The sequence below is a fragment of the Mucilaginibacter sp. JRF genome, from assembly GCF_015223065.1.
Classification (GTDB): domain Bacteria; phylum Bacteroidota; class Bacteroidia; order Sphingobacteriales; family Sphingobacteriaceae; genus Mucilaginibacter.
The window spans coordinates 105522-132038 of record NZ_JADFBY010000002.1 but is presented as its reverse complement, the minus strand read 5'-3'; the positions used below and the strand labels follow the sequence as shown (position 1 = coordinate 132038).

Here is a 26517-nt window from a genome sequence, read left to right as displayed (position 1 = left end):
CTGATGGTTAAAAGTTAACTTGTACCCCAAGGTTGTAAAGCGATTGCAGCGGATAGTTTAACCCATTGCCCCGCATCTCGGCATCCCAAAGCTTAAATCCACTGATAATGAACAGGTTGGTGGCCGAAAAATACAGGCGCGCCCGTTGCATCTTTACTTTCTTCAGCTTATCAAAGGTGTAGCCGAACTCAAAATTTTTGAGGCGTAAAAAGCTGCCGTTACGCATCCACCAGGTTGATATTTCGTTGTTATTATCAATACGATAGGTGCTCAAACGAGGCCAGAAGGCGTACATATTAGGGTTACTTTCTGACCAGTAATCATTAGCCACGGCTTGCAGCAAACCGGTTTGGTAGCCACCACTCTGGTAAAATGGCTGTATTTGCGCCGAGTTGATAAAGAATGAAAAACGTGATGAACCCTGGAAATAAAAGCTCATATCAAAATTCTTGTAATAAAAGCTCGAGCCAAAGCCGTAAATTATTTCGGGTTGGGTTGGGTAACCGATAGGCACACGGTCATCACTGTTGATGATGCCATCCTGGTTAATATCACGGTACTTGATATCGCCCGCCCTTAAGTTGGTATTGCCAAATTGTACCGGCGAGTTAGCTACTTCCTCATCATCAGCAAATAAACGCTCGGCAACGTAGCCCCATGTTTGGTTGATGGAATATCCCTTGCGCGACAGGTAAGCCAGATCGCTTGAGTAGGGCAGCTCGTCTATCCTGTCGATACGTGTAGTGGCATAAGTAAATGTACCACGTGCGTTGATAGAGAAATCACGGGATAGGTTGACCTTGTACGTGCCCGACATATCAACACCCTTGGCTGTAACCCTGCCAAAATTGGAGAATGGTATGGCCATTAAGCCCGCGGCGTTATCAATGTTTGATATAGGTTGCAAAATGTTTGAGCGATCCTGCTTATAAGCATCCACTATCAGATCGAACGAATTAGCAATGCTCAGATCCACACCCAGGTTTATTTGTTTTGAGCGCTCCCAGGTAATATCGGTATTGGCATAACGGGCTATTGATACACCATCGCGATAGTAAACCGCCGTACCATCATTACGGCCAAAGGTTGAGCCGAAGGCCGGATTGTTAAGATTAACGTTAGACATGTAGAAGAACCGCTCGTTAACGCTGCCGATAGCATCATTACCCACTATACCGTATGTGCCACGCAGTTTCAAGTTTGATACCACGCCGCGTATCGGCTCAAAGAACTTCTCTTGTGAGATGCGGTAACCCAAACCTATTGATGGGAAGAAACCCCAGCGGTTGCTCGCGTTAAAGCGCTCGGAGCCGTTATAACCAAAGTTGAACTCGAGCAAATAACGATCATCATACCCGTACGAGAAACGACCCGATACACCCGCGTTACGGGCAGGCAGAGATTGTATCACATCCGAAGCATTGGCGTTCTCATAACTCGACATGTAGGATACGAGCATACCGCCAAAGGCGTGTTTATTTTTAAATGTACGGTTGTAATTAACCGAGCCTTCCAGCCAAAACCTTGAGTCAATCTCTTTGGCATCCTGGTTATAATCCAAAAACTCACGACCAACAGGCTGCAATGAATTGGCCGAACCATCATTAAGCGCGGTTAAGCTGTACGATTGATCCTGCGGGTTGATGGTAGCCGAGTAGTAGAACGGCACATAGCTGCGGTTTACCCTGTAAAATGATATACGGCGCAAATAACCCATAGCGCGCGCGGTTAAGCCCGGTGTTAAGCCACCCAGATCCTGCTTAAGCTCCAGCTGCGGTTGCAGGTTTGATGTTTTGTAAACCTGGTAGCCCTTTACCATTTCGGCATAAGGGTTTACGTACATGGTTGAGCTAAGGCTCAGATCGGAGTTACGGGTTTGTGCAGAACCGAACAGCGGGTGCTCAATAAACGGCAGCTTTGATGCCGGGTACACCGCCGGGAACATTACCGGGTTAGCATTAAGCGCGTTACGGAAGGTTTGCTCACCGCCCGATATACGTACGCCACTTTCATTAAACCCGCCTATAGGACCCTGATAATCATCAAACTGGCCATACATGCGCACAATAAGTACGGTGCTTTTGGTTACGCTAAAATCAACGTTTGAGCGTATGGAGTAATTTTTAAGGTTGATGTTGGTATTAAAATCATTAATAGGCTCAACCTTTAATATGCCGTTATCCTTATTATAAGTACCGGCTATGTAATACCTTGCACGGTTTGAGCCACCGCTGATGTTGAGGTTATAGCCCTGGTTTATGGTATAGTTTTTTATCAATTGCTTTAACCAGTTGTTGTTAGGATACAAATACTCATCCTCGCCCGCGCGGGTGCTGTTTATCTTGTTTTGAGTGTAGGGTTCAATACCGTTAACGTTACGGGTTAGCACGGCTTCATTACTCATGTTCATGTAGGTAATATTGTCGGCAAACTCATAGTCGCGGGTATTGCGCGATAGCCTGTTCTCAACCCTGAAGTTGAACTGCGGCGCGGCATCCTTACCCATTTTGGTATTGATGAGCACTACGCCGTTAGCACCACGCGCACCGTAAATGGAAGCGGCGGCAGCATCCTTCAGTACCGAAAAGTCAGATATATCATCGGGCTGCAAGCGGGCCATATCGGTTGATGATGATTCAACACCATCGATCAGTATCAGTGGGTCCTGCTTACCAGAGCCGAATGTGGACAGGCCACGGATGTAGAACGTAGAGTTATCAGTACCTAAACCCGGCTCGCCACTGCCCTGAAAGGCAATGATACCGGCCACCCTGCCCGCCAAAGCGTTGGTTAGGTTGGATGATGGGGTTTTCAGATCCTTAACATTCACCGTGGTGATGGAGCTTACCAGACTGGCCTTTTTTTGCGTGTTACCAAAACCGGTTACGGCAACTTCCTCAAGCGATGTGGTATTTACCTCAAGCGTAACCGTAATGTTTATGATGCCCGCGGCGTTGGCCTTATAGTCGGCAAGCATGATCTGCTTGGGTTTGTAGCCAATGGTTGAGTAAACCAGCGTGGCATTAGCCGGTGCCGTTAATTTGTAGCGGCCCAGGTTATCGGTATTAGCGCCCTGTCCGCCCCCCTTTACCGTAACGGTGGCAGCCGGAATGCCGCCAACGGTATCCTGCACTATGCCCTGTACGGTTACCTGTTGCGCTTTAGCAAACATGGCCGTTAACAGAAACAGTAGCAGGATGGGTAGCTTTCTTAAAAAACGAAAGTAATTTTTCCTCATATGTTTACAGATTGATTTGGTTAGTGATCGAGTGGTTATTGGCTTGCGCGATAATTTCGATGGTATCGCGGGAGAGCTATGTTCAAGGTGGCATCATCGTTTAAATAATAAGGTCTGTATAAAATAAAGCCCGGAATACTTTGCCAAAAAGTCCCTACACCACAGCACATACCGGTTCCACAACGGGCAATAGGCATCCCATTCCGAATTATAATTGGTATAATCAGTTATTAAAACCGGTAGGCTCGCGAATAATAGAATGCAGGCAGCCGGTGTATCTAATCGGTTATTACATCATTGCTCAGCCAATGCCACAAAAGCTTGCTGAACCAGCGTTGACTAATAACCCGATGAGAGCAGATAGCACTTAAGCCTAAGTACAGATCTTTCCATGAAAAAATGATTTAAAAGTTGGTTATTACAATTGATTATGAACCAAATATATATGAATATTTTTAATTGTAAAAAAAACAATAAAAAATATTTTTTGGAATAATTTACAACTACAATCGATTGCGTTTAGTTTAGATATATGCTAAAACGAGTAACTTTAAGTTCATATACCTCAATAAAAAAGTTAAAATCTTCCATTTTAATTGTAAATAGTACGTTTATTAAATTAAAACAGAGTCAAAACATCGTACATAAACAAAAAAGGCAGCCCTGTAAACAGGACTGCCTTGCACTTAAATGATAAGGTATAATTAATAACCCGGGTTTTGTTTCAGGTTAGGGTTGTTAGCTAACTGTGTTGATGGTATAGGGTATATCTCGCGGTTAGGATCATTGGTCGGGGTGCGGTGATCCCACCATGTACCCTGATTAAAACGACCGAACCTGATAATATCCGTACGGCGTCTGCCTTCAAAAACAAACTCACGGCCTTTCTCTGCCAAAAACTCATCTAACGTTAACGAGGCTACGGTATATTGCGCCTGTGCCCAATCAGCATCAGTAAAGGCACGCTTGCGGCTGGCATTTACCAGTTCAACCGCCGCTTGTGTTGCAACGCCACCGTTTTTACGCATCAATGCTTCGGCCTTGTCAAAATAGATCTCCGTTAAACGATAGATCATAAAATGATTTTCGCGGTAGTTAGCATCACTTTGGCGACCGGTTTTGTATTTATTGAAACGGGCACCGCTGTTCTCCTCACCCTTGGTCATGCCACCTTCGCCGGTGGTTTCACCCTCGGTTGCACGACGGATGTAGTTCACGTAAACCAATGGCTTACCATTATACTCCTCAGTACCTAAAATTGGCTCGGTAGTACCGTATTTATATTGCGGACCAAACAGGAACCACTCACTTTTACGCAGATCGTTAGCGGCATAGGTATCAAAAAATGTAGGGATAACTACGTAACCGTTGTTACCGGCATAGTTAACATCAAGCGCGGCGCTCATGTTGCTGAAACCAAACAGCGGAATCCAATCCCACACGAAACCACCTTTGTTGCTGTATGCATATTGAAATAATGCTTCGGGCGCGGTGCGGTTGGTGTTGGCAAAGGTTTCGGTAAGGTTTGGCGCCAGGCGTGGCGTACCAGCCACACCACCAGCTTCTCCATTAATAATTTTATCGCAAGCGGCAATACACTGATCCCACATTGGGGTTTCTGCCCATTTTTCGGCATTCAGGTAAAGCTCGGCAAGCATGGCGTAACCACCGGTTTGCGCTACACGGCCGGTATATTCGGCAGAGTATTTAGCCAGCTGAGGCACGTAAGTTTCCAACTCAGTTTTTATAAAGTTGAACACCTCGGCACGCGGCGCTGTTGGCGGGTTAGCCGGTAAACCTACCTGTGTAACAATTGGAATATTGCCCCACAGGTCCATCAGTTTTATGTAATGGAAAGCGCGCAACACGTGCAGCTCAGCCAAAATGGTATTCACCTCAGCTTGTTGCATGTTGATGGCGGCGTAATCCAGCTTCTCGATATCCTCAATGGCGGCGTTGCAATAGCCTACACCAGTCCACATACCGGCCCAGGCGTTACGCATACGGCCCTCATTGTCAGTCCAGCTATGGTAGTGCTGACGGATGTGGTCGCCATTATCATAAGCGTGACGGCCCTTTTGCGGCCAGGCCACCTGATCCGAACACATTTCGGCATGGTAGTAATAACCATCGCCACGTATAGGCGCAATCCACGATTGCATGTGCGTCATCGGCCTTAGCGCGGCCTGCAATACCTCGGTACGGCTTTTATAAAAGTTTGATTTGTATAAGCTGTTGTAAACCGTTTCGTCGAGCTTGGTACAACCGGCGCCCATTATCATGCTAAGGCACAGGCCGCCGTAGTATATTACTTTTTTATATGTATTCATTTTTCTTCCGTTTTTTCAGATACGGGCAAAGCGATATGGCCTTGCCCGCAGTTGATATTTAATTACTTACTATTTGGGCTTGCTGAGGGTTAAAAACCTACGTTCAAGCCAAGCGTCCATGAGCGGGTACGCGGGTAAAAACCACGCGAGTCAACACCGGTATTAAAGCCGGTATCTTCCAGTTCGGGATCAAGACCTTTGTAGCCGGTAAGCGTTAACAGGTTGCGGCCGCTTACATAAAAGCGCAGGTTACGCAGGTAAGGTGTTTTCAGCTTAACATTGTAGCCAAGGGTGGCGTTATCAAGCTTAACAAAATCACCTTTTTCCAGATAGTAGTCTGAATATTGAGGCACATCATTCAGGGCGGCATGGCGGGTGAACGCGCTGTTGAAGATGTTATTTGGCAGATATTTTTTGTTGCCGTAAAATACCTCCTGAAGGTTCAATATATCAAAGCCGAACTTACCACGCAGCATTACCGTCAAGTCGAAGTTTTTGTAACGGAAGCTTTGGCTGATGCCCAGGTTATATTTAGGCACGCCATTACCTATAATGGTACGGTCGTTCTCGTTTATCTGCGATGCAGGCACCCTGCTGCCGTCAGCCTTGTAAAATAACCAGGTTCCGTCATCAGCAAAACCCGCGAAGCGTTTGCCATAGAAGTTACCTACTTTACCGCCTTCATCTAAACGGATGGCTGGGCCCATAGCTCCCGGGTTAGGGATATCGGCAAATTGCAGGTAAGTAGCCTTGAACTGATCGTTTGATAATTTAGCCAGTTTGTTTGATTGCGAGCTGGCGGTCAGGTCAATATTCCATTGAAAATCTTTGTTTTTGATAGGCACACCGCTTATAAGTATCTCCACACCCTTGTTGCTGATGGTACCAACGTTGGTATACAAGCTGTTAAGCACAAAGGCCGGTTGCTGCGCGGCATAGCTGTACAACAAATCGCTGGTATTGCGCGAGTACACATCAATAGCACCGCTTAAACGGTGGTTAAGCAATTCGTAATCTAAACCAAAGTTCCACTCGGCTTTTTTCTCCCAGCGCAGGTTAGGGTTAGGGTTACGTGAAGGGCCGTAGGTTTGGTAGTAAACGCCATTTTGCGGATATACACCACCGGTGCTCAGCGTAATTAACGATTGATAGTTAGGGATGCCCTGGTTACCGGTAACACCGTAACCAACACGCAGCTTCAGGTTATTGATAACGCTGATGTTTTTTATGAAATCCTCCTCGCTCAACGTCCAACCAACAGATGCCGCCGGGAAGTTACCCCACTTGTTGTTGGCGCCAAAGCGTGATGAACCCTCGCGACGAAGGATGAACTGCGCGAAGTATTTGCTATCGAACGAGTAGTTAACACGGCCGAAGAAAGCGATAAGGGTATTATCCTCCTTAAAGCTACCTACACCCGGCCTTGGTAACGCGGTATTGGTAATGGCGCTACCTGCACCCAGGTTCCAATCCAAAAAGCCATCGGTAGTAAAACCGTTGTTGTTGGCGCTGAATGATTCGAGGGTTGAATACTGGTAACTGTAACCTGCCACCGCTGTTACGCTGTGCTTATCCCAGGTTTGATCAAAGTTAATGGTAGGTTCAAAGGTTTTTGTCCAGGTAAGGTTGTTGCCTTTACCTGCGTAACCCATACCCTGGTATGAGGTACCCACACGCTGATCCCAATCATTCATTGAGCGGAAACCACGGTCGTTAAAATTATCGCGCTGGTATGAACCGAATGCGCTTACCGAAATTTGCTTGGTAGCGTAGAAAGTGAACTTAGCATCGCCCGAGAAGGTTTGCTGATCGCGTTCGCTCTCGCGGGTAAATAAGCGTGAGTATGGGTTAACACCCTCCTGCACCTGGTAAAAAGTACCATCAGGTTTGTAGATAGGCGCGGTTGGGTTCCATACCACAGCCTGCTCAAAGCTATCGGTACCACCGCCAAGCAGGTTAGCCTTGTTCATGTTAGCGGCGAGGTTTACCTGTAAGGCCAGCTTATCATTCATACCACGCTGGTTAATGTTCAGCCTGCCACCAAATTGCTCGCGGCTGTTCTCTTTAGCTATACCCTGAAAATCATTATAATATAATGATGCACGGTAGTTTGATTTTTCTGATCCGCCTGATGCTGAGAAGTTATGGTACTGGCTCAGGTTCTTTTTGTTGATCAGCTCATTATACATATCTGTTGAAGCGCCAAGATCAGACGTTTGCGGGATAATACCCTCGCCTATACGTTGCCTGAATTGGGCTGCCGACAGAAAATCAGGTTTCTTATCAACATAATCGCGCTGGAAGTAGGTATTGTAATCGTACTTAGGGTCGCCGCTTTTACCTTTTTTGGTGGTGATCAAAATAACACCGGCGTTACCGCGTGTACCATAAATAGCCGCCGCCGAACCATCTTTCAGCACGCTGATAGATTCAATATCATCCTGCTGTAACAGATCGAGGTTACCGCCCGGTATACCGTCAATAACAATAAGCGGAGTAGTTGTACCGGTTAACGAGGTTACACCACGCAATTGTAACGATGCACCCGCGTTAGGGTTGTTACCTTGTGTTTTGGTGATATTCAAACCGGCAACCTTACCTTGAATAAGCTCCATAGGTGAGCGTATACCGCCTTTGTTAAAATCTTCAGCCTGTACTGATGCTACCGCCGATGTGATCTCGCCACGTTTTTGTGTACCGTAACCTACAACCACTACCTCGTTAAGGGTAGCCATATCGGCCTTAAGTACCACATTAAGCGTAGCTGACTGATCGCCGCTAACGGTTATGCCCTGGAAGCGCTGTGTTTTAAAGGTTACATAAGTTACCTCAATGGTGTACACACCCGGCGCTACCGATATGGAGTATTTACCCTCACCATCACTGGCCGTTGAACGATTTAGCTCAACCACACGGATGGTTGCACCCGGTAATGGCATACCCAATTCGTCAGTAACTGTACCGCGAATGCTGCTTTGTTGCTTGGCAGCCATTTCGCGGTTGGTCATGGCGCGAACAACTATAACACCATTTACATCAGCATAGGTTAAACCTTTGGGCGTCAATAAATGATCGAGCACCATATTAACGGGCTCGTTGTTAAAGTTATATTTTGAGGCCCTGAACTGTTGTACCAGTTCCCTGTCATACGCGAAATTTAGATCGTTTTGCGTTTGAATTTGTTTAAGAGCATCCTCAAGCGTGCCTTTATTTATGCTGCCTGATATTTTTTTGCTCAGCTCCTGACCGTTGCTGGCTATGGCCGGAACCATGAGCGACGTAGTGAGCACTAAACTTATCGAAACAAATGTGAGTTTCATTGCTTTGATGATAAGATCGTTACTTTGATTACTAATAAGTCGTGATTTATTCATACATTGTATGGCTTTAGTTTGTGAAATGAATTATAAGCGTTAAGCCGTTGCAGCGGCTTACTATGGAAGGCTTTGTTGCAGCAGAGCCTTCTTTTTTTTGAGTCTATCGGCTAAATTCTATAGTGTCCCTCCTGTGTTTAATTTTTAAATGATGTATTGATGCCAGCACCTCGGCAGCCTTTTCGGCCGTGAGCGCGTTTGGCATAGTAGCGGTATAACGGCCTTTGGTTACGCGCTTATCGGCAGCTATAACCTTTACCCCATAGTAATTCTCCATGGCCAGGGCCACTTCATTAAAATCATAATCCTTAAAAAGTAGCTTACCATCGCGCCAGGCGGTAACATCTTCGCCAAAGGTTTGCACATCACTTTTACCGGTAAGCAGGTTGTAGGTAACACGCTGCTGCTTGATAAGCATAGCCAGATCGTGCTCAGTATCATAAACCCGCACCTTGCCACGCAGTACCGATACCGAAAGTTTGTTAAGCTTTTTGTAAGCCTTAATATCAAAAGCGGTACCTAACACACGGGTGGTAACATTGCCGGTATGTACATAAAATGGTGCTTTGGGATTGTGGTGTACATCAAAAAAAGCCTCGCCCTCAACCAGGTCTATACGGCGCAGGGTGTCATAACCATCGTACACACGCAGCTTTGATGCAGCGTTAAGTATAATTACCGAGCTATCGCCCAAAGTTAGCTGCCTGCGCTGGCCAATACCGGTAACATACTCCTGGTAGTTTAGCTGCGCGGATGCGTTGCCCGGCTTCAGTTTATCCATACCCAGCCATAAGCCTGCACCTGCCACCACAACTATACTGGCGGCAACCTTAAGATAGAAATACAGCGAACGCACCTGGTGCCGCGGTTGCAGCTGCGGCTCAATACGCTGCCATATTTTTTCTTCCAGCAGCTTTTCATCGCTGCCGGTAAGGTTTACCTGTTTTTGTTCGCCAAGCCTTTGGTACCAGTCGTCAACCTGTTGTTGCTGTGCCGGGGTAGCCTTGCCTTTGAGGTAACGTTTAAATATCTTCCTGATTTTTTCCATTATCTATACATCCATATCCATGGAAATAGATTTTGGTACCATACCAAGTACGTAAACTTTATATTAATTAATTATTAACTCCAAAAAGCAGATAGGCAATGGCCGAGCATATAGCCAGATCATTTTGCAGGTAACGGCTAAGGCTTACACGCAGGCGTTTCATGGCCATGGTAAGCTGGTTTTTTACCGTTTGTTCGGAGAGGTTGAGTTGAGAGGCAATATCGGCAATGGACAGATCGTACTGCCGGCTGAGGTTAAATATAAGCTGCATGCGCTGGGGCATCAGGTTAACCTCGCTGTTGATAACCTCCTGTAGCTGGCGGGCATCATAGGCCGATTCAATATGTGGGTCAAAGGTGATATCAAACCATTCGGGAATGGAGGTAACCTGCGCATCATAAGCAAAATACGATACGATGCGGTACTTAAGCGCCGTGTGCAGATAGCGCTCCAGATCATCAGCCGATTCAATGGTGATGGCATTACGGCGTTTCCATAAGGTTACCATTACTTCCTGCACCATATCCTGCGCGGCATCATCATCAATACGCTTGCAGGCCGATATGTACAGCGCTTTCCAATACTTTTGATAGAGCTGCTTAAAAGCGATGGTATCATCATTTTGTACCGCCGCGAACAGCTCATTAAATTCAGTATTAGGGATTGCGATCACGGGCGCAAAGGTATCGCTTTGTAAATTATACACTAAGGCTTGTTGTGTTAAATTACCGTTAAGAAAATTTTTTAATACCGCCATCCCATCATTTTATAACGTTTTAGCCCGGTGATTACGAATTGCTGACACTTTACGGAAAAATTGGTTAGCCAAACCGGATTTTAGGAATTGCCCACCCTGCCGGGCCGGTATACCTTTGTACCGTCAATAAATAATTGGCATAGCACAATTGCTAATAAAACCAGGTAATACGCGGCGGCCGGCACCGCAACATTACCTAAAAACAAAGCCGATCCCATTAAAAAGGAGAAGCAACTAATAGAAGAACACAAAATGAAAAATTTAATTAAACTAAGTGCACTGACACTTGCATTCGTATCATTATTAACAATTTCTACTCAAGCTCAGGATGGTGGCTCAAAATCAACCACAACAGGTTCAGGTATACGCTTAAGCGTTGGCCCCGATTTTGGTTTGCCTGTAGGTAGCTTTCACGATAGCTTTAACTGGAGCTTAGGCGGTTCGGTTCAGGCTGAATTCCCTATCCTGAAAGAGCAACTTTATGTAACCGTTAATGGTGGTTTTCAAAACTACTTCGCTAAAGAAATTAATGGCGTAACCGGCGAAGATCTGCAACTTATACCAGCTAAAGCAGGTTTAAAATACTTCCCGGTAAGTAACTTTTACGTACAGGGTGAGGCCGGTGCCGCTTTCTTAACTAACAAAAGCGATGTTGGCGCAACCAAATCAGCAGCGTTTGTTTACGCGCCGCAGGTAGGTTACCTGTTTAACGTTGGCGGTAACAACTACCTTGATGCCGGTGTACGTTTTGAGGGCAACAGCAAATTTACCGACAATGGTAAAAGCAACAACCTGTTTGCACTGCGTGTAGCTTACACTTTTGGCTTATAATTCTCGCTAAACTAATACCTATGAAAGGAGAGCCTGCCGATAAAACGGCAGGCTTTTTTTGTGAGCCGTGACATTACTTTAACCCAATTATGAATTTTCTGTTACCATTATTTTGCCCAAAGCCGCTTCTTTTGCTACCTGTAATATTTATATATGAGTAAACTCTACAAAACTGATGCGATAGCATTAGACAGGCAACCGGGCATATACCATCAGTCCGAAACATTGGCTGTGCCGAGGTTACCCAAGCACTATGTAAGCAGCCCGCTTACGCTATCACGCCTCGAATTTACTGAGGCTCTGCCTGCTGATCTGTCGCTTATTGACCACCACCTCATTTTTATTTTTCAGGGACACGGCACCGTTGTAGCCCGCGACCTAACCTACGACCTGCATGCAGGCAGCATTTTATTGTTACCGCCGGGACATATACCTGATTTCACCCTTGCATCGGCTGATCTGCGGGGTTACCGCCTGTCGTTCGGGCCGGGATTGTTGCGTAAGGGCTTGGTAAAGCAGGCCGGTATTGAGGAATTGCTCAGTCAACGTGAAAAAGCCGCGCCGCAATGCGAGTTACAGCCCGACAGGCAGCATGCCATAAAAGAGCTGTTTATTAAACTGGAGAAGGAACTGGCATTGCCCAAGCAATTTCAGGCCGAAATGATACAGCTAACGTTTATTGAACTGCTGCTGCAAGGCTACCGCTTTTGCCATAACCAACCCGCCGCCGAGCTGCACGAAACCCGGGCACAACAACTCACCCGCCAGTTCGCCGCTTTGGTTGATGCCCACTTTTTGGAGATGCGCACCGTACAGGAATATGCCGACCGCCTTTTTGTAAGCCCTAAGTATTTAAGCGAAGTAATTAAGGCCGAAACTGGTATAGGCCCTTTGCATCATATTCATCAGCACTTATTTCGCGAGGCGCAGTACTGGCTATCAGCCGCGAAATATACGGTTAAAGAGGTGGCGGATAAACTGGGCTTTGATACCCCATCGCACTTTAGTCGCTTTTTTAAACAGTATACAGGCCATAACCCAAGCAGTTACCAATTGGCTGCCGAGGCTGTATAACATCAATACAAGTAAAAATCACAAACTGACACATACAAAAGGGGCTCAATAATTATTGAGCCCCTTTTGTATTAATTGCTGAAAGTGTAAACCCCGCCGGGTTTGGTTTTTAAGCTGTATTGTTTACCAATGGCTTTGCCGCCATACTTTAACACGTTAGGTAAACGCAGTTTACAATCGCCACCTGTGGTTGATTTGATGACCAGCCGGGTTAGCTTACCCGCTTTCCATTGCATATCGGATATTTCGAAACCACCACGGGCGCGTAAACCTTTTATGCTGCCTGTTTGCCAGGCTTTTGGTAAGGCGGGTAATAGCTCCAGCGTACCGGTTTGGCTTTGCAAAAGCATTTCGGCAACACCGGCTACGTAGCCAAAGTTACCGTCAATCTGAAAAGGCGGATGCGCGCAAAACAGGTTGGCATAAATACCGCCGCCCTCGTTATAATCCACTCCCGATCCGCCCACCAGCGTAATAAAGTTATTGAGTATGCGATAGGCGTGGTCGCCATCGTGCAGGCGTGCCCAAAAATTCATCTTCCATGCCATTGACCATCCGGTTGATTCATCGCCCCTTGCTTCAAGGCTTACACGGGCGGCCTTGGCCAGATCGGGCGTGGTGCTGATACTTATTTGCCTGCCGGGATGCAGCGCGAATAAATGCGAAGCATGCCTGTGCTTATCCTGCTGATCATCTCGGTCGGTTTCCCACTCCTGTAGCTGACCCCACTTACCAATTTTAGGTTTTAGCAGATGCGCGCGCATATCAGCCACATGATCGCGGTAAGGTTTATCAACACCGAGCACATCCGCGGCTTCAATGTAGTTGGTGAACAGGTCATAAATAATTTCCTGATCATAAGTAACGCCATCCTCATGCGGCCCATGCTCCGGCGACCAGCCGTCAGGCGCTACCAATGTACCATCGGGGCGTTTTTTCAGGTGATCATCCCAAAATTCTACTATCTCTTTTATTATAGCGTAGCCAAAGTTTTTAAGATAGGCTTTATCTCTTGTAAAGGCGTAATGCTCCCAAATATCCTGCACGTACCAGGCGCTGCCGGGGGTGTTCCATAAAAAGCTTTCGCCGCCAAAAATATTGTTTTCGGTCTTCACCGTCCAGCCGCGTACGCCGGGGTATTGCTCTTTGGTGTTATCCTTTTTAACCTCGCGCATGCTATTAATGTAATCGAGGTACGGGAAATGGCATTCGGCAAGGTTGGTAGGCTCGGCCAGCCAATAATTCATTTGTATGTTGATGTTGGAGTGATAATCGCTGCGCCACGGCGGGTTGTTGCTTTCGTTCCATAGTCCCTGTAAGTTGGCAGGTAAGCCACCCTTACGCGATGAACTGATGAGCAAGTATCGGCCAAACTGAAACAGCAGGCTCTCCAACTGCGCATCAGGTGTTTTTTTGTAATTGATAATGCGCTGATAGGTTGGCAAAGCCGCGGTTTTCGCATCGCCCTTACCCAAATCAATAGCTACCCTGCTGAACAACTTTTGATAATCAGCCAAATGATCGGCCAGCAACTGCTGATAGTTTTGTTTCGCAGCGGCAGCCAGCACCTGCTTAACCTTACCTTCGGGAGCTTCGCCGCGCCATTTGCTGGCACGCTGGTTACTGTAATCGGTAGCTGCCGAAAGTATGATGGTGAACGAATCGGCATCCTTAATATTGATCTGCGTACCGCCCTTGCCATCAGGCCCTACCACCATATAGCCCGAGCCTTCGGTTTTAACCTGTAAACCGGCATAATAAGCCAGTCCGTTTTCAAGTTTTCCGCTAAAACGCATGCCCATATCGGCAGGCTCAACAACACTTTTGTGGGCATCGTTTAATTTAATAATACCATTGTACGCGCCTTTTCTATCAGCCGTAAACCGCAGCACCATCACCTTTGCCGGGAAACTGCAAAAGTACTCACGCTTAAAGTTTATCCCTTTATCAGTATAGGTAATTTGTTGTGTAGCCCTGCTCAAATCCAATTGCCTGCGATAATTTTCGGGCTGGCCGGTACCCTTCAGACTGATAAACAGGTCACCAAAGGCCTGGTAAGCGCCGGTTTCCTTTTCGTCGCCCGTCCACAAGCTTATTTCGTTAAACTGTATATGCTCCTCGGTAACGCCGCCAAACACCATACCACCAACACGGCCATTACCCATAGGGTAAGCTTCGGTCATCCAGGCGGTGGCGGGCTTATCATCCCACAACAATAAATTAGCATTGGGCGCGGGCTGCTGGGCATAGGTTAACTTGCAGGCCAGCAATAATAAAAAGCTGTAGAGTATTCTTCTTATCATACTTATTATCAAGAATTACAATGGTTTATTCAGCTCAATTATACATTTTTTTGGCATACGGATGATGCACATTTCGGCGGCATTTTATTCCGCTAAGCTATCCGCCTTAAAAATTGCCACTTTAACTTAATCAATAGCCAGTATTGCAGAATGCCGAAAACAGCGCTTACCTGCCCTATCCGCATCAATTAACACAAACGTTTGCGTAGCTTATGCAAACGTTTGTGTTGATGTTTTTTTGGCTATGAGCCGCCATCCTCTTTTTTTAGTCGTGCTTTTGGTTCATATTTATTAAAACACAATTAACCCTTATTTAACTACCTATGCGCCAAACTATACTATCCATCCAGTTTTACCGGTCAATATCAAAACTTGTTATTATTATGTTGATGGCGAGTAAAGCATCAGCCCAAAACATTACTGTTGATATTAAAAAAGGTGAGCAATGGTACGGTGGCGTGGTTAACGAGGCGCATACCATGCCGTTTAAGGATGGTTATAGTTTTGACCTGTTCGCTAATACGGGCACCAACCAGGCAAGCCCGCTATTGCTATCAACCAAAGGGCGATATGTGTGGAGCGATGAGCCTTTTAAGTTTACGGTAAGCGGCGGAAAATTACTGATATCAGGCAACAGCCAACCTGTCGAGATCGACTCCACAGGGCATAATTTAAAGGAAGCATTTATCAATGCCAATAAAAAACACTTCCCCACAAAAGGCAAACTGCCGGATACCTTGTTGTTTAGCCGACCGCAATATAACACCTGGATAGAACTGGTTTACAACCAAAACCAGGCCGACATACTTAAATACGCGCATGATATTGTTGCCAACGGTTTCCCTACCGGGGTGCTGATGATTGATGATAACTGGGCCGATTACTATGGCCGGTTCGATTTCAGGAAAGACCGCTTTAGCAATGCTACCGCGATGGTTGACAGTTTGCACAAAATGGGCTTTAAGGTGATGCTATGGATAAGTCCGTTCGTATCGCCTGATACGGAGGTTTTCCGCGAATTATTAGGCAAAAAGCTATTACTGTACAGCGGAGATCAAAAAACCAAGACCTGGAACGAGGCTACCAACCCGGCCATCATCAGCTGGTGGAATGGCTATAGCGCCGTGCTCGATTTTACTAATCCGCAGGCTAAGGAGTGGTTTAAGGGCAGGCTCGATCACATGGTGAACACCTACCACCTGGATGGTTTTAAGCTTGATGCAGGTGATGCCGATTTTTATCCGGCGGATGCTATCTCGTTTAAAAAAGTTACGCCTAATGAGCATAGTCGCCTGTGGGGCGAGATCGGGTTGAACTACCCGCTTAACGAATACCGCGCCATGTGGAAAATGGCCGGCGAGCCGCTGGTACAACGCCTGCGCGATAAGCAACACACCTGGGTCGATCTGCAAAAATTGATACCGCATATCACGGTGGCCGGTTTGCTGGGCTATAACTTTACCTGCCCCGATATGATTGGCGGCGGCGAGTACGGCTCATTCATCGGCAAGGATAAACTGGACGAAGAATTGGTGGTTCGTTCGGCACAATGTTCGGCGCTGATGCCTATGATGCAGTTCTCGGTAGCGCCATGGCGGGTGCTGAGCAAGGAGAACCTGGCACTGGTAAAACAAGCTGTGGAGATCAGGAAAAAACATACGCCTTACATTATGCAGCTGGCCAAACAATCGGCAGCTACAGGGCAGCCCATAGTACGCAGTATGGAATACCAATTCCCTGATCAGGGTTATGCCGAAGTGAAGAGCCAGTTTATGTTGGGCGATAAATTGCTGATAGCCCCGGCAGTATCAAAAGAGCAAAAGAAAACCATATACCTACCCAAAGGCAAATGGCGCGATGATAAAGGCAAAACCATAAAAGGCCCCGCCAAAATTGAGCAGGATGTACCGCTTAACAGGCTGCCGGTTTTTGAGTGGGTGGGCAAATAGGCAATAGGCTCAGCTAAAAAAATGATCGCCGTCACTTTTCGGGTTGAGCATCATCATTTGAGGATAGGACTGTGTATTATGATATTTGTGAGCAATATCATATTTTAACCGCATGGAGAACGCTGCCTTGCTAAACGCTATCATTCAAAACGCTATTGACGGTATCATCACCATTGATGAGCGTGGCAGGGTGGAATCAATCAACCCGTCGGCATGCAAGCTTTTTCAGTACGAGCCCGAAGAAGTGGTTGGCCGCAACATTGCCATGCTGATGCCCCCGCCCGACAGGGAACGCCACGATGATTATATTCACCGTTACCAGCATACCGGGCAGGCGCACATCATAGGCATTGGGCGCGAGGTGCAGGGTTTGCGTAAAAACGGCACTATATTTCCATTTCGTTTGGCGGTGAGCGAGGTACAATACTCGGGGCGGAAGATATACACCGGCTTTATACATGACCTTAGCCGCGAAAAGCAAGCCGAAGACCGCCTGCGCGAATATGCCGCTAACCTTGAGCAACAGGTGGAGGAACGTACCCTATCGCTCAAACAAACGGTTGATGCCCTGCAAATAGCCAAAGAAGAAGTAAGCCAATCGCTGGAAAAGGAGAAAGAACTCGGGCAGTTGAAAAGCAGGTTCGTATCTATGGCCTCGCACGAGTTTCGTACCCCGTTGAGCGCCATACAACTTTCGGCCGTGCTTATTGAAAAATATGCCTCGCAGCTCGAAAACCCTAATATTACCAAGCATATCAACAAAATAAAGGGATCAATAGGTAACCTTACCAGCATCCTGAACGATTTTTTGTCGTTGGAGCGATTAGAGGCCGGAAAGGTGGAACCCGTTTTTACACCTTTTGATGTGGTGAAGTTTGCCGAAGAAATTACCGAGGAGATGCAGATGATAGCCAAGGAGGCGCAAAACATTGTGTATCAGCATACCGGCACCACCAGTTTAGTAAGCCTTGATCAGGGTTTGTTGCGCAATTGCATTATCAACCTCATCAGCAATGCTATAAAATACAGCGGCGAGCATACGTTCATTGAATTTAATACCGAACTGACCGGCGATCAGCTCATCATCATTATAAAAGACAACGGCATCGGCATACCCGAAAGCGACCAGAAACATTTGTTCGAGGCGTTTTTTAGAGCGCATAATACAGGTAACATACCCGGCACGGGGCTTGGGCTTAACATTGTAGCGCGCTATGCCGCATTAATGAACGGGCAAATAGCCTTTGAAAGCAAGATAAACCAGGGTACATCATTCACATTAGCATTTCCGGTACGAGTATGACAACCATATTAATAATTGAGGATAACAACGACATAAGGGAAAGCACCGCCGAAATATTGGAGCTTAGCGGCTACAAGGTTCTGCAAGCCAGCAATGGCAAGGCGGGCGTTGATCTGGCCTTTCAGCACAAAACCGACCTGGTGCTGTGCGATATTATGATGCCTGAGTTGGATGGCTATGGCGTGTTGTACATGCTGGGCAAAAACGCCGATACGGCGGGTACACCATTCATTTTTTTGACAGCTAAGGCCGAACGGGTTGATTTCAGGAAAGGGATGGAAATGGGTGCCGATGACTACCTCACCAAGCCCTTTGATGATATTGAGCTGCTGAACGCCATTGAATCGCGCCTGAAAAAGAAACAACGGCAGGAAGAATACTATAATCAATCGATAGATAAATTGGAGAAACTGGCCAGCGGCAGCGGGCAGGGTTTGGCCGAACTGAAAACCATGATAGCCGGGCGCAAGGTGCGGCAGATCAAAAAAAAGCAGATACTTTATTATGATGGCGATACCCCGCAAGGCCTGTACCTGGTGCTTGAGGGCGGTGTAAAAACCATTAAAATGGCCGAGGATGGCCGCGAATTACTCACCGGGCTTTACAAGGCCGATGATTACCTAGGCATACATGCCCTGCTGCTTGATGAAAGCTATACCGATACCGCCGAAGCGGTTGAGGATTCGGCAGTGTGTTTGTTGCCGAGGGATATGACCATTAACCTGCTCAATAAATACCCGGATGTGGGCCAGCAATTCATCCGCATACTGGCCAATAACGTGCGCGAAAAAGAGGAACAGCTGATAGAACTGGCTTACAATTCAGTACGTAAACGCTTGGCACAGGTGCTTATCCGCCTCAGCAAGCAATCGGCCGACCCGGCGCAGTTCAAAATATCTCGCGATGAGCTGGCAGCTATGGCCGGTATGGCTACCGAAACCGTTAGCCGTACACTTACAGATTTTAAGGAAGAAGGCTCGATAGAGAAAAAAGGCAGCCAGGTAACCATACTGGACATAAACCGCCTGATAAAAATGAAAAACTGACGAACATCATTTTTTGTACTGACGGCAGGCATGTTTTAGCTGATGTCACCCGGCTAACTTTGTTGCAAAGCATTTAGCAAAATGAAAGTTGTAGCCTACAGTATAAAAGCTTTTGAGAAGGAGTTTCTGGCAAAATCCAACCAAAAAAAGCATGATATAACGCTCATATCAAACCCGTTGAGCATTGAAACGGCCGCCTATGCCGAGGGTAAGGATGCCGTGGTGCTGTTCACCAATGATGATGCCTCAGCCCCGGTGATCAACAAACTGGCCGATATGGGCATTAAATACATTGCTACCCGCTCAGCAGGTACCGATCATATCGATAAAATTGCCGCGGGCAGTCGGGGCATTAAGCTGGCCAACGTACCTGTATACTCACCACAAGCCATTGCCGAACATACCGTAGCGCTTGCCCTTGCATTAAGCAGACGTATTACCGTGGCCCATAAGCATAGCCTTAATTTTGATTTTAAGCTGGACGACCTGATAGGCTTTAATTTTTACGGCAAAACCATAGGCCTGATAGGCTTAGGGCATATCGGCCTGGCAACGGCGGCTATTTTTAAGGGTTTGGGCTGCCGGGTTATTGGCTATGATGTTAACAAGCCCGCACGCCTGCCCGATATTGAATTTGTACCGCTGGATGAATTGCTGCGCCAAGCAGATGTTATATCACTCCACGCGCCGCTTACTCCGGATACCTTCCACATCATCAACAGCCAAAGCATCGCCAAAATGAAACCGGGTGTTATGCTGCTCAATACTTCGCGCGGTGGACTGATCGATACCCCGGTGGCTTTGCAAGGCCTCAACACCGGGCAAATAGGCTATTTAGGTTTAGATGTTTATGAAAACGAAAAAGGTTTGTTTTTCCAGGATCACACGCATGATACATTGAAGGATGCTTTGCTTACGGAGCTGATGTCGCGCCCGAACGTGTTAATTACCCCGCACCAGGCATTTTTAACTAACGAGGCCCTGCAACAAATATGCGATCAAACCATTAAAAACCTCGATTTGTGGCAGCAAAACAAATGTACCGGCAATGCCTGTGCCTGCGCCAACAGTTGCCGCGCCGAAGTGCAGCCCATTAAAAACATAGCTCGAATGTAATTGCCATGCCCGTACCCGAAGCATTAACCGATAAATACAATGTTGCAGCGCCACGCTACACCAGCTATCCTACCGTACCCTACTGGAATTTATCACGTTTTGACGTGACGGATTGGGAACGCACGGTAAAGGCATCATTTGTACAAACCAATAATACCGATGGCATAAGTTTGTACGTGCACCTCCCCTATTGCGAAAGCCTGTGTACCTACTGCGGCTGCAATACCCGCATCACCAAAAACCACGGTGTTGAGCTGCCTTATATTGAAGCCGTGCTGAAGGAATGGGCCATGTACAAAGCCCTATTTAATGATCAGCCCGTATTACGCGAGATACATTTGGGCGGTGGCACCCCTACCTTTTTCAGCGCGCAAAATTTGCGGGTGTTGATAGATGGCTTATTTGATGGAGCCGCAATACATCCTGATGCTGAATTTGGCTTTGAGGCGCATCCGGGTAATACTACTACTGAACATTTGCAAACGCTGTTTGATCTTGGTTTTCGCAGGCTGAGTCTGGGTATACAGGATTTTAACCCGAAGGTGCAGTTCATTATTAACCGCATACAAAGCTTTGAGCAGGTAAAAAAAGTGACATACGAGGCACGTGCCATCGGCTATACTTCGGTAAATTTCGATTTGATATATGGCCTGCCCCTGCAAACCTTAGAAAGCATGGCCGATACCCTGCAACAAGTTGCTTTGCTGATGCCCGATCGTATAGCCTTTTACAGCTACGCCCATGTGCCGTGGGTAAAACCCGGTCAGCGCCGCTATACGGAGGGTGACCTGCCGGATGCCTATCTTAAACGTAAGCTTTACGATATGGGCTGCGAGCTATTTTGCAAAATAGGCTATCACGATATCGGTATGGATCATTTTGCGCTAAGTACCGATAGCCTTTACCATGCCGAACAGAACGGTCAGCTGCACCGTAATTTTATGGGCTATACTCATCAGTATACACAATTACTTATCGGGCTGGGGGTATCATCCATAAGCGATTCGTGGTATGGTTATGCTCAAAACGCCAAAAAGGTGGAGGATTATATGACGATGATCAATGCCGGGCAACTGCCATTGATCAAGCTGCATAAACTTACTGACGAAGATATGCTGCTGCGTCGCCATATACTCAACATTATGTGCAAAGGCCAAACCTGCTGGAACCACCATACCCACCACTCTGCCGGACTAATAAACAGTATTGAACGACTCGAACCTTTGTTTGATGACGGCCTGATAGAACTGAACTCCTGGTGCCTTAAGGTTACCCCGCTTGGCAAACGCTTTTTACGCAATATATGTATGGCCTTTGATGAAAGACTGTGGCAAAACAAACCCGCCACCCAGCTTTTCAGCATGAACGGATAACGTATACAACCCCAACAATTAACAATCAGAGTGGCCGGGATATTATTCCGGCCATTTGTACTATGCCTTTTGCGCGCGGCGCTTTAACCATGCCCGTACTGGTTCATCATACCATTTTAGCGCGGTGTAAGCAACGGTTATTGATACCACAAACGTTAGCAATGCAAACGGTATAGCATGGCCGAAACTCATGCCTTTATCCTTACTTACCCAACCCGTGTAAACGTATATAAAAGGGTAATGGGTGATATATAATGGATACGACAGATCGCCCAGAAACTTGCTGATGCCCTTACCTGCCTTGCCATGCACCTGTCCGCTGGCACCCAAATAAACTATCAGCGGGAACACAAAAATTATAGCGAACGATTCGTATAGACCGTTCATCCATAAATTCTCGGTGCCGCCAATGCGTGGTATGGCCAGGGTAACTATCAGCAGCGCGCTGCACCATAAAAAAGCGTTTTTAATATAGGTGGGTTTAGTGATGCGCGATAATAGTAAGCCGCCGAAGAACGGGAACAACATACGGGTAAAGCCAATGCGCATTTGCTCGTAATTGGGTGTCCAGCCGCCAATAACATCTCCGGCAGGGCCGGTTACCAGGTAATGCACCAACAATACCGCCGAGGCTATCACCAGCACCCATAACGCGCCTTTAGGCAGCTTGCGCAGGCCAAGCGCATATAAAATATTGGCTATGTATTCAAAAAATAACGACCATCCCGGCCCATCCAGCGGGTGCATCTCCTGCCAGCCGCGGATATCCCACGATAGCGGGACGGGTATCAGCGTGAAGCCTACCAGCATTACCACCAACAATTTCCAAACAGGTACGGTATGTATATCGGGCCACAGCGGCGAATCAGACGAGTAAAAGCAAATGGCACCGATGATCATGCCCACAATAACCATGGGTTGCAATCGCGCCAACCTGCGCCTGAAAAAACCGCCGATTGTGAGCGTAGTCCAGCGATCATCATAAGCGTAGCCGATAACATAGCCCGAAAGCAGGAAAAAGAAATCGACCGCCAGGTAACCGTGGTTGATTATCATATCAAACTTACTGGTAGCATGCGCCTCGCAGATATGGAATATTACCACAATAAGCGCCGCCACGCCGCGCAGTCCGTCAAGTATTTGGTAATGGGGTTTGGTTTGTAATTGGTTAGATTGCATGAACCAAATTTAACAGAATGGTTGAGAAATGAGGAATAAAGGGGTTTTTAATACGTGCAAAAAAAGCTGACTGACGATTTTTAACAGCACTTTCACTGCTCATGAGTACAATGATATACTCACTTGAATCGTTAGTGGTTGTTACTTTCTTTTTTGCAGAAAAAAGAAAGTAACCAAAGAAAAACTGCCGGCTGTTTAATTTTCTATGAAAGCCAGTGTTTCTTTAGTGCTACCCGAAAATTAAGAGGCCGGAATTGTAGCGTATTCATGGTTTGTGCTTAAACTTTTGTGAAGATGCCTTCCCTTTAGAAGAGGATTTAAGGAGAGGTAATAGAAATTCGCTGATTTATTTTTACTTCTCTTACACCCAGCGCATTCCAAAAACAGCTAAACATTATGCACGCATGTTAATTAGTTAATAATGATATTTGCATCCGTCAAAAAATATAGATAGCTTTAGATGAATATTATAGCGCCCGAAAAAATGAAACGTCTTATTGCCTTGTTCAGCAACAAGTTCTTCCTGGTAACGGTTGCTTTTGTGGTGTGGATGATATTTTTTGATACCAACGATCTGCTTTCGCGCTACGAGTATCACCAGCAACTGAACAAGCTGGAACAGGAACGCGACTTCTACAAAACCGAAACCGACAAGGTTACCAAAGACCTTGACGAACTAAACTCCGACCCCCGCCACCTCGAAAAATTCGCCCGCGAAAAGTATCTCATGAAAAAAGAGAATGAGGATGTTTACATGGTAAGTAAAGAAACCAAAGAGGAGTAGTTTTACTCTCTACTATTGTAACTTTTGTCATTTCGATCGAAGTACGAGGAGAAATTTGTCGCCTTAATAACCTCACCCCGACCCTCTCCTAAAGGAGAGGGAGCTAAAAGTCCTTATACAAAAGCACAAACCCTAAATAACCTATTCTACCGGCATCAGAAATGCCCGGAGTAGCACAGTCCCTGCAAAAACACACCCTTTCACCGGGCAGGGCGTAGCCGGCGATTTTTGTTTCTTTTGATCGCTCAAAAGAAATTGAGGACAAGTAATGAAGATGCTGTGCTTTTACGAGAGGATCAAGCTTTAAACCAAAGGTTGTACTTTTATTATCGTTAGTCTGCTCTTGGGCGCAGAGCCCAGTTACTTTGTCTTAGACACAAAGTAACCAAAAGTCAAGGCAGAAAAAACCTTCCGCCCACAGTCCATACACCCTGGCCCGGTTTTCTGCCAGGCCGACGCGCTTTTTGTTAACCTATTTTTTGTCATTTCGAACGAGGTACGAGGAGAAATCTGTCCGCGTTCATACCATAGCGTTAGATTTCTCGCTATCGCTCGAAATGACAGTCTTTATAATAGATCATTTTTTAAAGTCCTCCCCCTCGGGGAGGATTAGGTGGGGTTGTACGACAGGAATTTCTCGCTATCGCTCGAAATGACAATGATGAGAATTATATCCCTAACACCTGCTTTAACTTAGCATACCCTGTTTTACTTACCGGTATCTTGGCGCCCGATTTCAGGATGGCCAGGTGTGAGTCCTTTTCGTAGGGGTCTATACGGGTTATCTCGGCAACGCTTAGTATGTATGAGCGGTGTACACGTACAAATTGCGAACCATCAAGCGTTTGCTCAAAAAAGCTCATGGTTTTGTTTTTGAGGTATGCGCCCTCGGCGGTTATGATGCTTACGTAATCATCATCGGCTTGCAGGTACAAAATATCACGTACCGGGATTATCTTAACCTTGGTACCGGTTTTTACTACGATGCGCTCGTGCTGGGCATGGCCCTGGGCAACATCTTCCAGCAGCTTCTCAGTTTTGGCGGCAGGTTTGGCATCCGCGGCAGATAGGGCCAGGTATTTTTCAATTGCCTTGCTAAAACGCTCCTTACTGAAGGGCTTTAACAAATAATCAATAGCATGTGCCTCAAAGGCCTTAATGGCATATTCATCAAAGGCGGTGGTAAAAATTACTGATGGCGGTTGGTCAACCAGCTCGAGCATTTCAAAACCGGTTATTTTGGGCATCTGCACATCCAGAAATATAAGGTCGGGTTTGTGTTGTTGAATAGCTTTTAAACCTTCAAAACCATCGCCACACTCCTGTATAAGTTCTATCTGATCTTTAAACTCAAGCAAATACTCCATTACAACCATCCGTGCCAATGGCTCATCATCAATAATTAATGCGCGTTTCATCCTGTGGTACCTTTATAATGGTTGTAAATATATTATCATTTGCATGAGTTTCCATCAAATCGTTACGGGCAAATAACAAATATAACCTACGTTGCACGCCACGCAGCCCAAAACCGGTACCCTGCTTAGGGCGCGACGTTTGCGGATCGTACGGATTTTGCACCATCAGTACCAAGTAGTTATTATCCATTTCGCCACGTATGCTGATGGTTACCTGGCCGGTAGTATCATACAAACCAAATTTTATGGCATTCTCCACAATGGGCTGCAACAGCATGGCAGGCATAATGGCCTCGCCGCAGGTACGGTCGCAGCTTATTTCGGTTTGCAGGCGGTGGCCAAAGCGTACCTTTTCTATTTCGAGGTAAAGGTTAAGGTGCGCCAGCTCCTCATTCAGGGTAATACGTTGCTGATCATCCTTGCGCAGCGTACCGCGCAAAAAGTCGCTCAACTGATGTATCATCTTCCGCGCCTGATCGGGCTTAAAGCCTATCAGCGCGTTAATGGAGTTAAGGCTGTTGAACAAAAAGTGCGGCTGCAATTGCTGGCGCAGGTTATATAACTCCGCATCGCGGGCCAGGCTTTCGGCCTCGTTGCGGCGTTTCTCGGTTTCTTTTTGATCGAGCTGCGAGAACCATATAGCGCTCAGCATGGCCATCCAGCCTATAGCCAAAAAGTTAGTGAACAGGCGGATAATGAGCGATTGCTGCAAAAAGTTAACATACACCTCGCCCGGTTTTAGCAGCGGCAGCAGGTAGCGTACACCCGCGGCGCAAATAGCGGCTAAGGCCACACACCAAATAAACAGGTTAATGTAGCTGCCCCTACCCGGTTGATAGTAGCGCAGGTTGTTATTAATTAACCAGCAGGCACCGCTAAGCAGCAACGAGCTGCCCACGCCATCAATTATGGCCATATACCAATCAAACCCAAAGCTATGTATAACATAGGTTTGCAATGCCGCCCAGGCAACGCCACCTATGGCAATAGCCAGGTAAGCCCGTGATATTTCTGATTTAGAGATAGCCAAAACCGTGCGCCCTTATATTATTAATTGTTAATTGCTAACAAAGCCGATCTGTGGTGAGCCCAGGCAATGTACAGGTCGGCATCAGGTGCCTCGTGTATCTGGTAATGCAGTTCGGCACCATCGGTAAGTCCGTTTATGGGGTTTACCTCGGTAACATCAACAAACTGCCAGCGTACCATTTGCTTTTGGGCATTGGTGAAACTGTCCTGAATATCAACACCTATGCTGTTGGCCTTTTTAAAGGCGGCTTGCTCGTTATCGGCATTAATAAGGCGTAATTGCTCGTCAAACTGAGCGGGATGGTTGCCATCGCCGCTAATTATCCTGAAGATAAGTTTTGTTACGTACCAGTTCATGTGGGTAA

At 46.6% G+C, this 26517-nt stretch carries 18 protein-coding genes; 8 read left to right on the top strand and 10 right to left on the bottom strand.

Features of this window, described 5'->3' with window-relative positions; genetic code table 11:
• Nucleotides 1–7 precede the first annotated feature (7 nt).
• From IM792_RS05980 to IM792_RS05960, 5 genes are all read right to left on the bottom strand, one after another.
• Nucleotides 8–3238 carry a TonB-dependent receptor gene (locus IM792_RS05980; protein WP_228084964.1) on the bottom strand — a complete coding sequence of 1077 codons (3231 nt, stop codon included), beginning with the start codon at nucleotides 3236–3238 and terminating at the stop codon, nucleotides 8–10.
• A gap of 704 nt (nucleotides 3239–3942) precedes the next feature.
• Nucleotides 3943–5568, bottom strand: coding sequence for a RagB/SusD family nutrient uptake outer membrane protein (locus IM792_RS05975; RefSeq protein ID WP_194100930.1), 1626 nt, complete (start codon nucleotides 5566–5568; stop codon nucleotides 3943–3945).
• 89 nt (nucleotides 5569–5657) lie between these two features.
• A complete protein-coding gene (locus tag IM792_RS05970; protein WP_228084963.1) occupies nucleotides 5658–8888 on the bottom strand; it encodes a TonB-dependent receptor in 3231 nt (1076 codons plus the stop codon).
• Nucleotides 8889–9045: 157 nt separating this feature from the next.
• On the bottom strand, nucleotides 9046–9990 hold the full coding sequence (locus IM792_RS05965) for a FecR domain-containing protein (protein ID WP_194100929.1): 945 nt from the start codon (nucleotides 9988–9990) through the stop codon (nucleotides 9046–9048).
• Between the two features lie 67 nt (nucleotides 9991–10057).
• Nucleotides 10058–10696 (bottom strand): sigma-70 family RNA polymerase sigma factor, encoded by a 639-nt coding sequence (locus IM792_RS05960; RefSeq protein ID WP_347343799.1) that lies wholly within the window; start codon nucleotides 10694–10696, stop codon nucleotides 10058–10060.
• Between the two features lie 303 nt (nucleotides 10697–10999).
• On the opposite strand from IM792_RS05960, the gene IM792_RS05955 reads away from it, so the two are divergent.
• On the top strand, nucleotides 11000–11578 hold the full coding sequence (locus tag IM792_RS05955; RefSeq protein ID WP_194100928.1) for a hypothetical protein: 579 nt from the start codon (nucleotides 11000–11002) through the stop codon (nucleotides 11576–11578).
• A 153-nt stretch (nucleotides 11579–11731) separates the two neighbouring features.
• Nucleotides 11732–12652: an AraC family transcriptional regulator gene (locus IM792_RS05950; protein ID WP_194100927.1), complete on the top strand. Its 921-nt coding sequence runs from the start codon at nucleotides 11732–11734 to the stop codon at nucleotides 12650–12652.
• Between the two features lie 71 nt (nucleotides 12653–12723).
• Here IM792_RS05950 and IM792_RS05945 read toward each other — a convergent pair whose 3' ends face one another.
• Complete coding sequence (locus IM792_RS05945) at nucleotides 12724–14955, bottom strand: glycoside hydrolase family 95 protein (protein WP_194100926.1); 2232 nt, start codon at nucleotides 14953–14955, stop codon at nucleotides 12724–12726.
• Between the two features lie 323 nt (nucleotides 14956–15278).
• On the opposite strand from IM792_RS05945, the gene IM792_RS05940 reads away from it, so the two are divergent.
• From IM792_RS05940 to hemN, 5 genes are all read left to right on the top strand, one after another.
• Nucleotides 15279–16904, top strand: a complete 1626-nt coding sequence (locus tag IM792_RS05940) for a glycoside hydrolase family 31 protein (RefSeq protein WP_194100925.1) — start codon at nucleotides 15279–15281, stop codon at nucleotides 16902–16904.
• 112 nt (nucleotides 16905–17016) lie between these two features.
• Nucleotides 17017–18207, top strand: coding sequence for a PAS domain-containing sensor histidine kinase (locus IM792_RS05935; RefSeq protein ID WP_194100924.1), 1191 nt, complete (start codon nucleotides 17017–17019; stop codon nucleotides 18205–18207).
• Nucleotides 18204–19253, top strand: coding sequence for a response regulator (locus IM792_RS05930; RefSeq protein WP_194100923.1), 1050 nt, complete (start codon nucleotides 18204–18206; stop codon nucleotides 19251–19253). Before IM792_RS05935 ends, IM792_RS05930 begins: the two co-directional genes overlap by 4 nt.
• Nucleotides 19254–19334: 81 nt before the next feature.
• Complete coding sequence (locus tag IM792_RS05925) at nucleotides 19335–20369, top strand: 2-hydroxyacid dehydrogenase (RefSeq protein WP_194100922.1); 1035 nt, start codon at nucleotides 19335–19337, stop codon at nucleotides 20367–20369.
• 5 nt (nucleotides 20370–20374) lie between these two features.
• A complete protein-coding gene (gene hemN, locus IM792_RS05920) occupies nucleotides 20375–21742 on the top strand; it encodes an oxygen-independent coproporphyrinogen III oxidase (RefSeq protein ID WP_194100921.1) in 1368 nt (455 codons plus the stop codon).
• A gap of 60 nt (nucleotides 21743–21802) precedes the next feature.
• Here the strand turns inward: hemN and IM792_RS05915 are convergent, their stop codons facing one another.
• Entirely contained in the window at nucleotides 21803–22921 is a 1119-nt protein-coding gene (locus IM792_RS05915) for an acyltransferase (protein ID WP_194100920.1), read from the bottom strand.
• Between the two features lie 484 nt (nucleotides 22922–23405).
• On the opposite strand from IM792_RS05915, the gene IM792_RS05910 reads away from it, so the two are divergent.
• On the top strand, nucleotides 23406–23705 hold the full coding sequence (locus IM792_RS05910) for a septum formation initiator family protein (RefSeq protein ID WP_194100919.1): 300 nt from the start codon (nucleotides 23406–23408) through the stop codon (nucleotides 23703–23705).
• A gap of 668 nt (nucleotides 23706–24373) precedes the next feature.
• Here the strand turns inward: IM792_RS05910 and IM792_RS05905 are convergent.
• The 3 genes from IM792_RS05905 to IM792_RS05895 are packed head-to-tail and all read right to left on the bottom strand — an operon-like array spanning nucleotide 24374 to nucleotide 26509.
• Nucleotides 24374–25123, bottom strand: a complete 750-nt coding sequence (locus tag IM792_RS05905) for a LytTR family transcriptional regulator DNA-binding domain-containing protein (RefSeq protein ID WP_194100918.1) — start codon at nucleotides 25121–25123, stop codon at nucleotides 24374–24376.
• Nucleotides 25101–26153 (bottom strand): histidine kinase, encoded by a 1053-nt coding sequence (locus tag IM792_RS05900; RefSeq protein WP_228084961.1) that lies wholly within the window; start codon nucleotides 26151–26153, stop codon nucleotides 25101–25103. Before IM792_RS05900 ends, IM792_RS05905 begins: the two co-directional genes overlap by 23 nt.
• 20 nt (nucleotides 26154–26173) lie before the next feature.
• Nucleotides 26174–26509, bottom strand: coding sequence for a DUF4288 domain-containing protein (locus tag IM792_RS05895; protein WP_194100917.1), 336 nt, complete (start codon nucleotides 26507–26509; stop codon nucleotides 26174–26176).
• Between the last annotated feature and the right edge of the window lie 8 nt (nucleotides 26510–26517).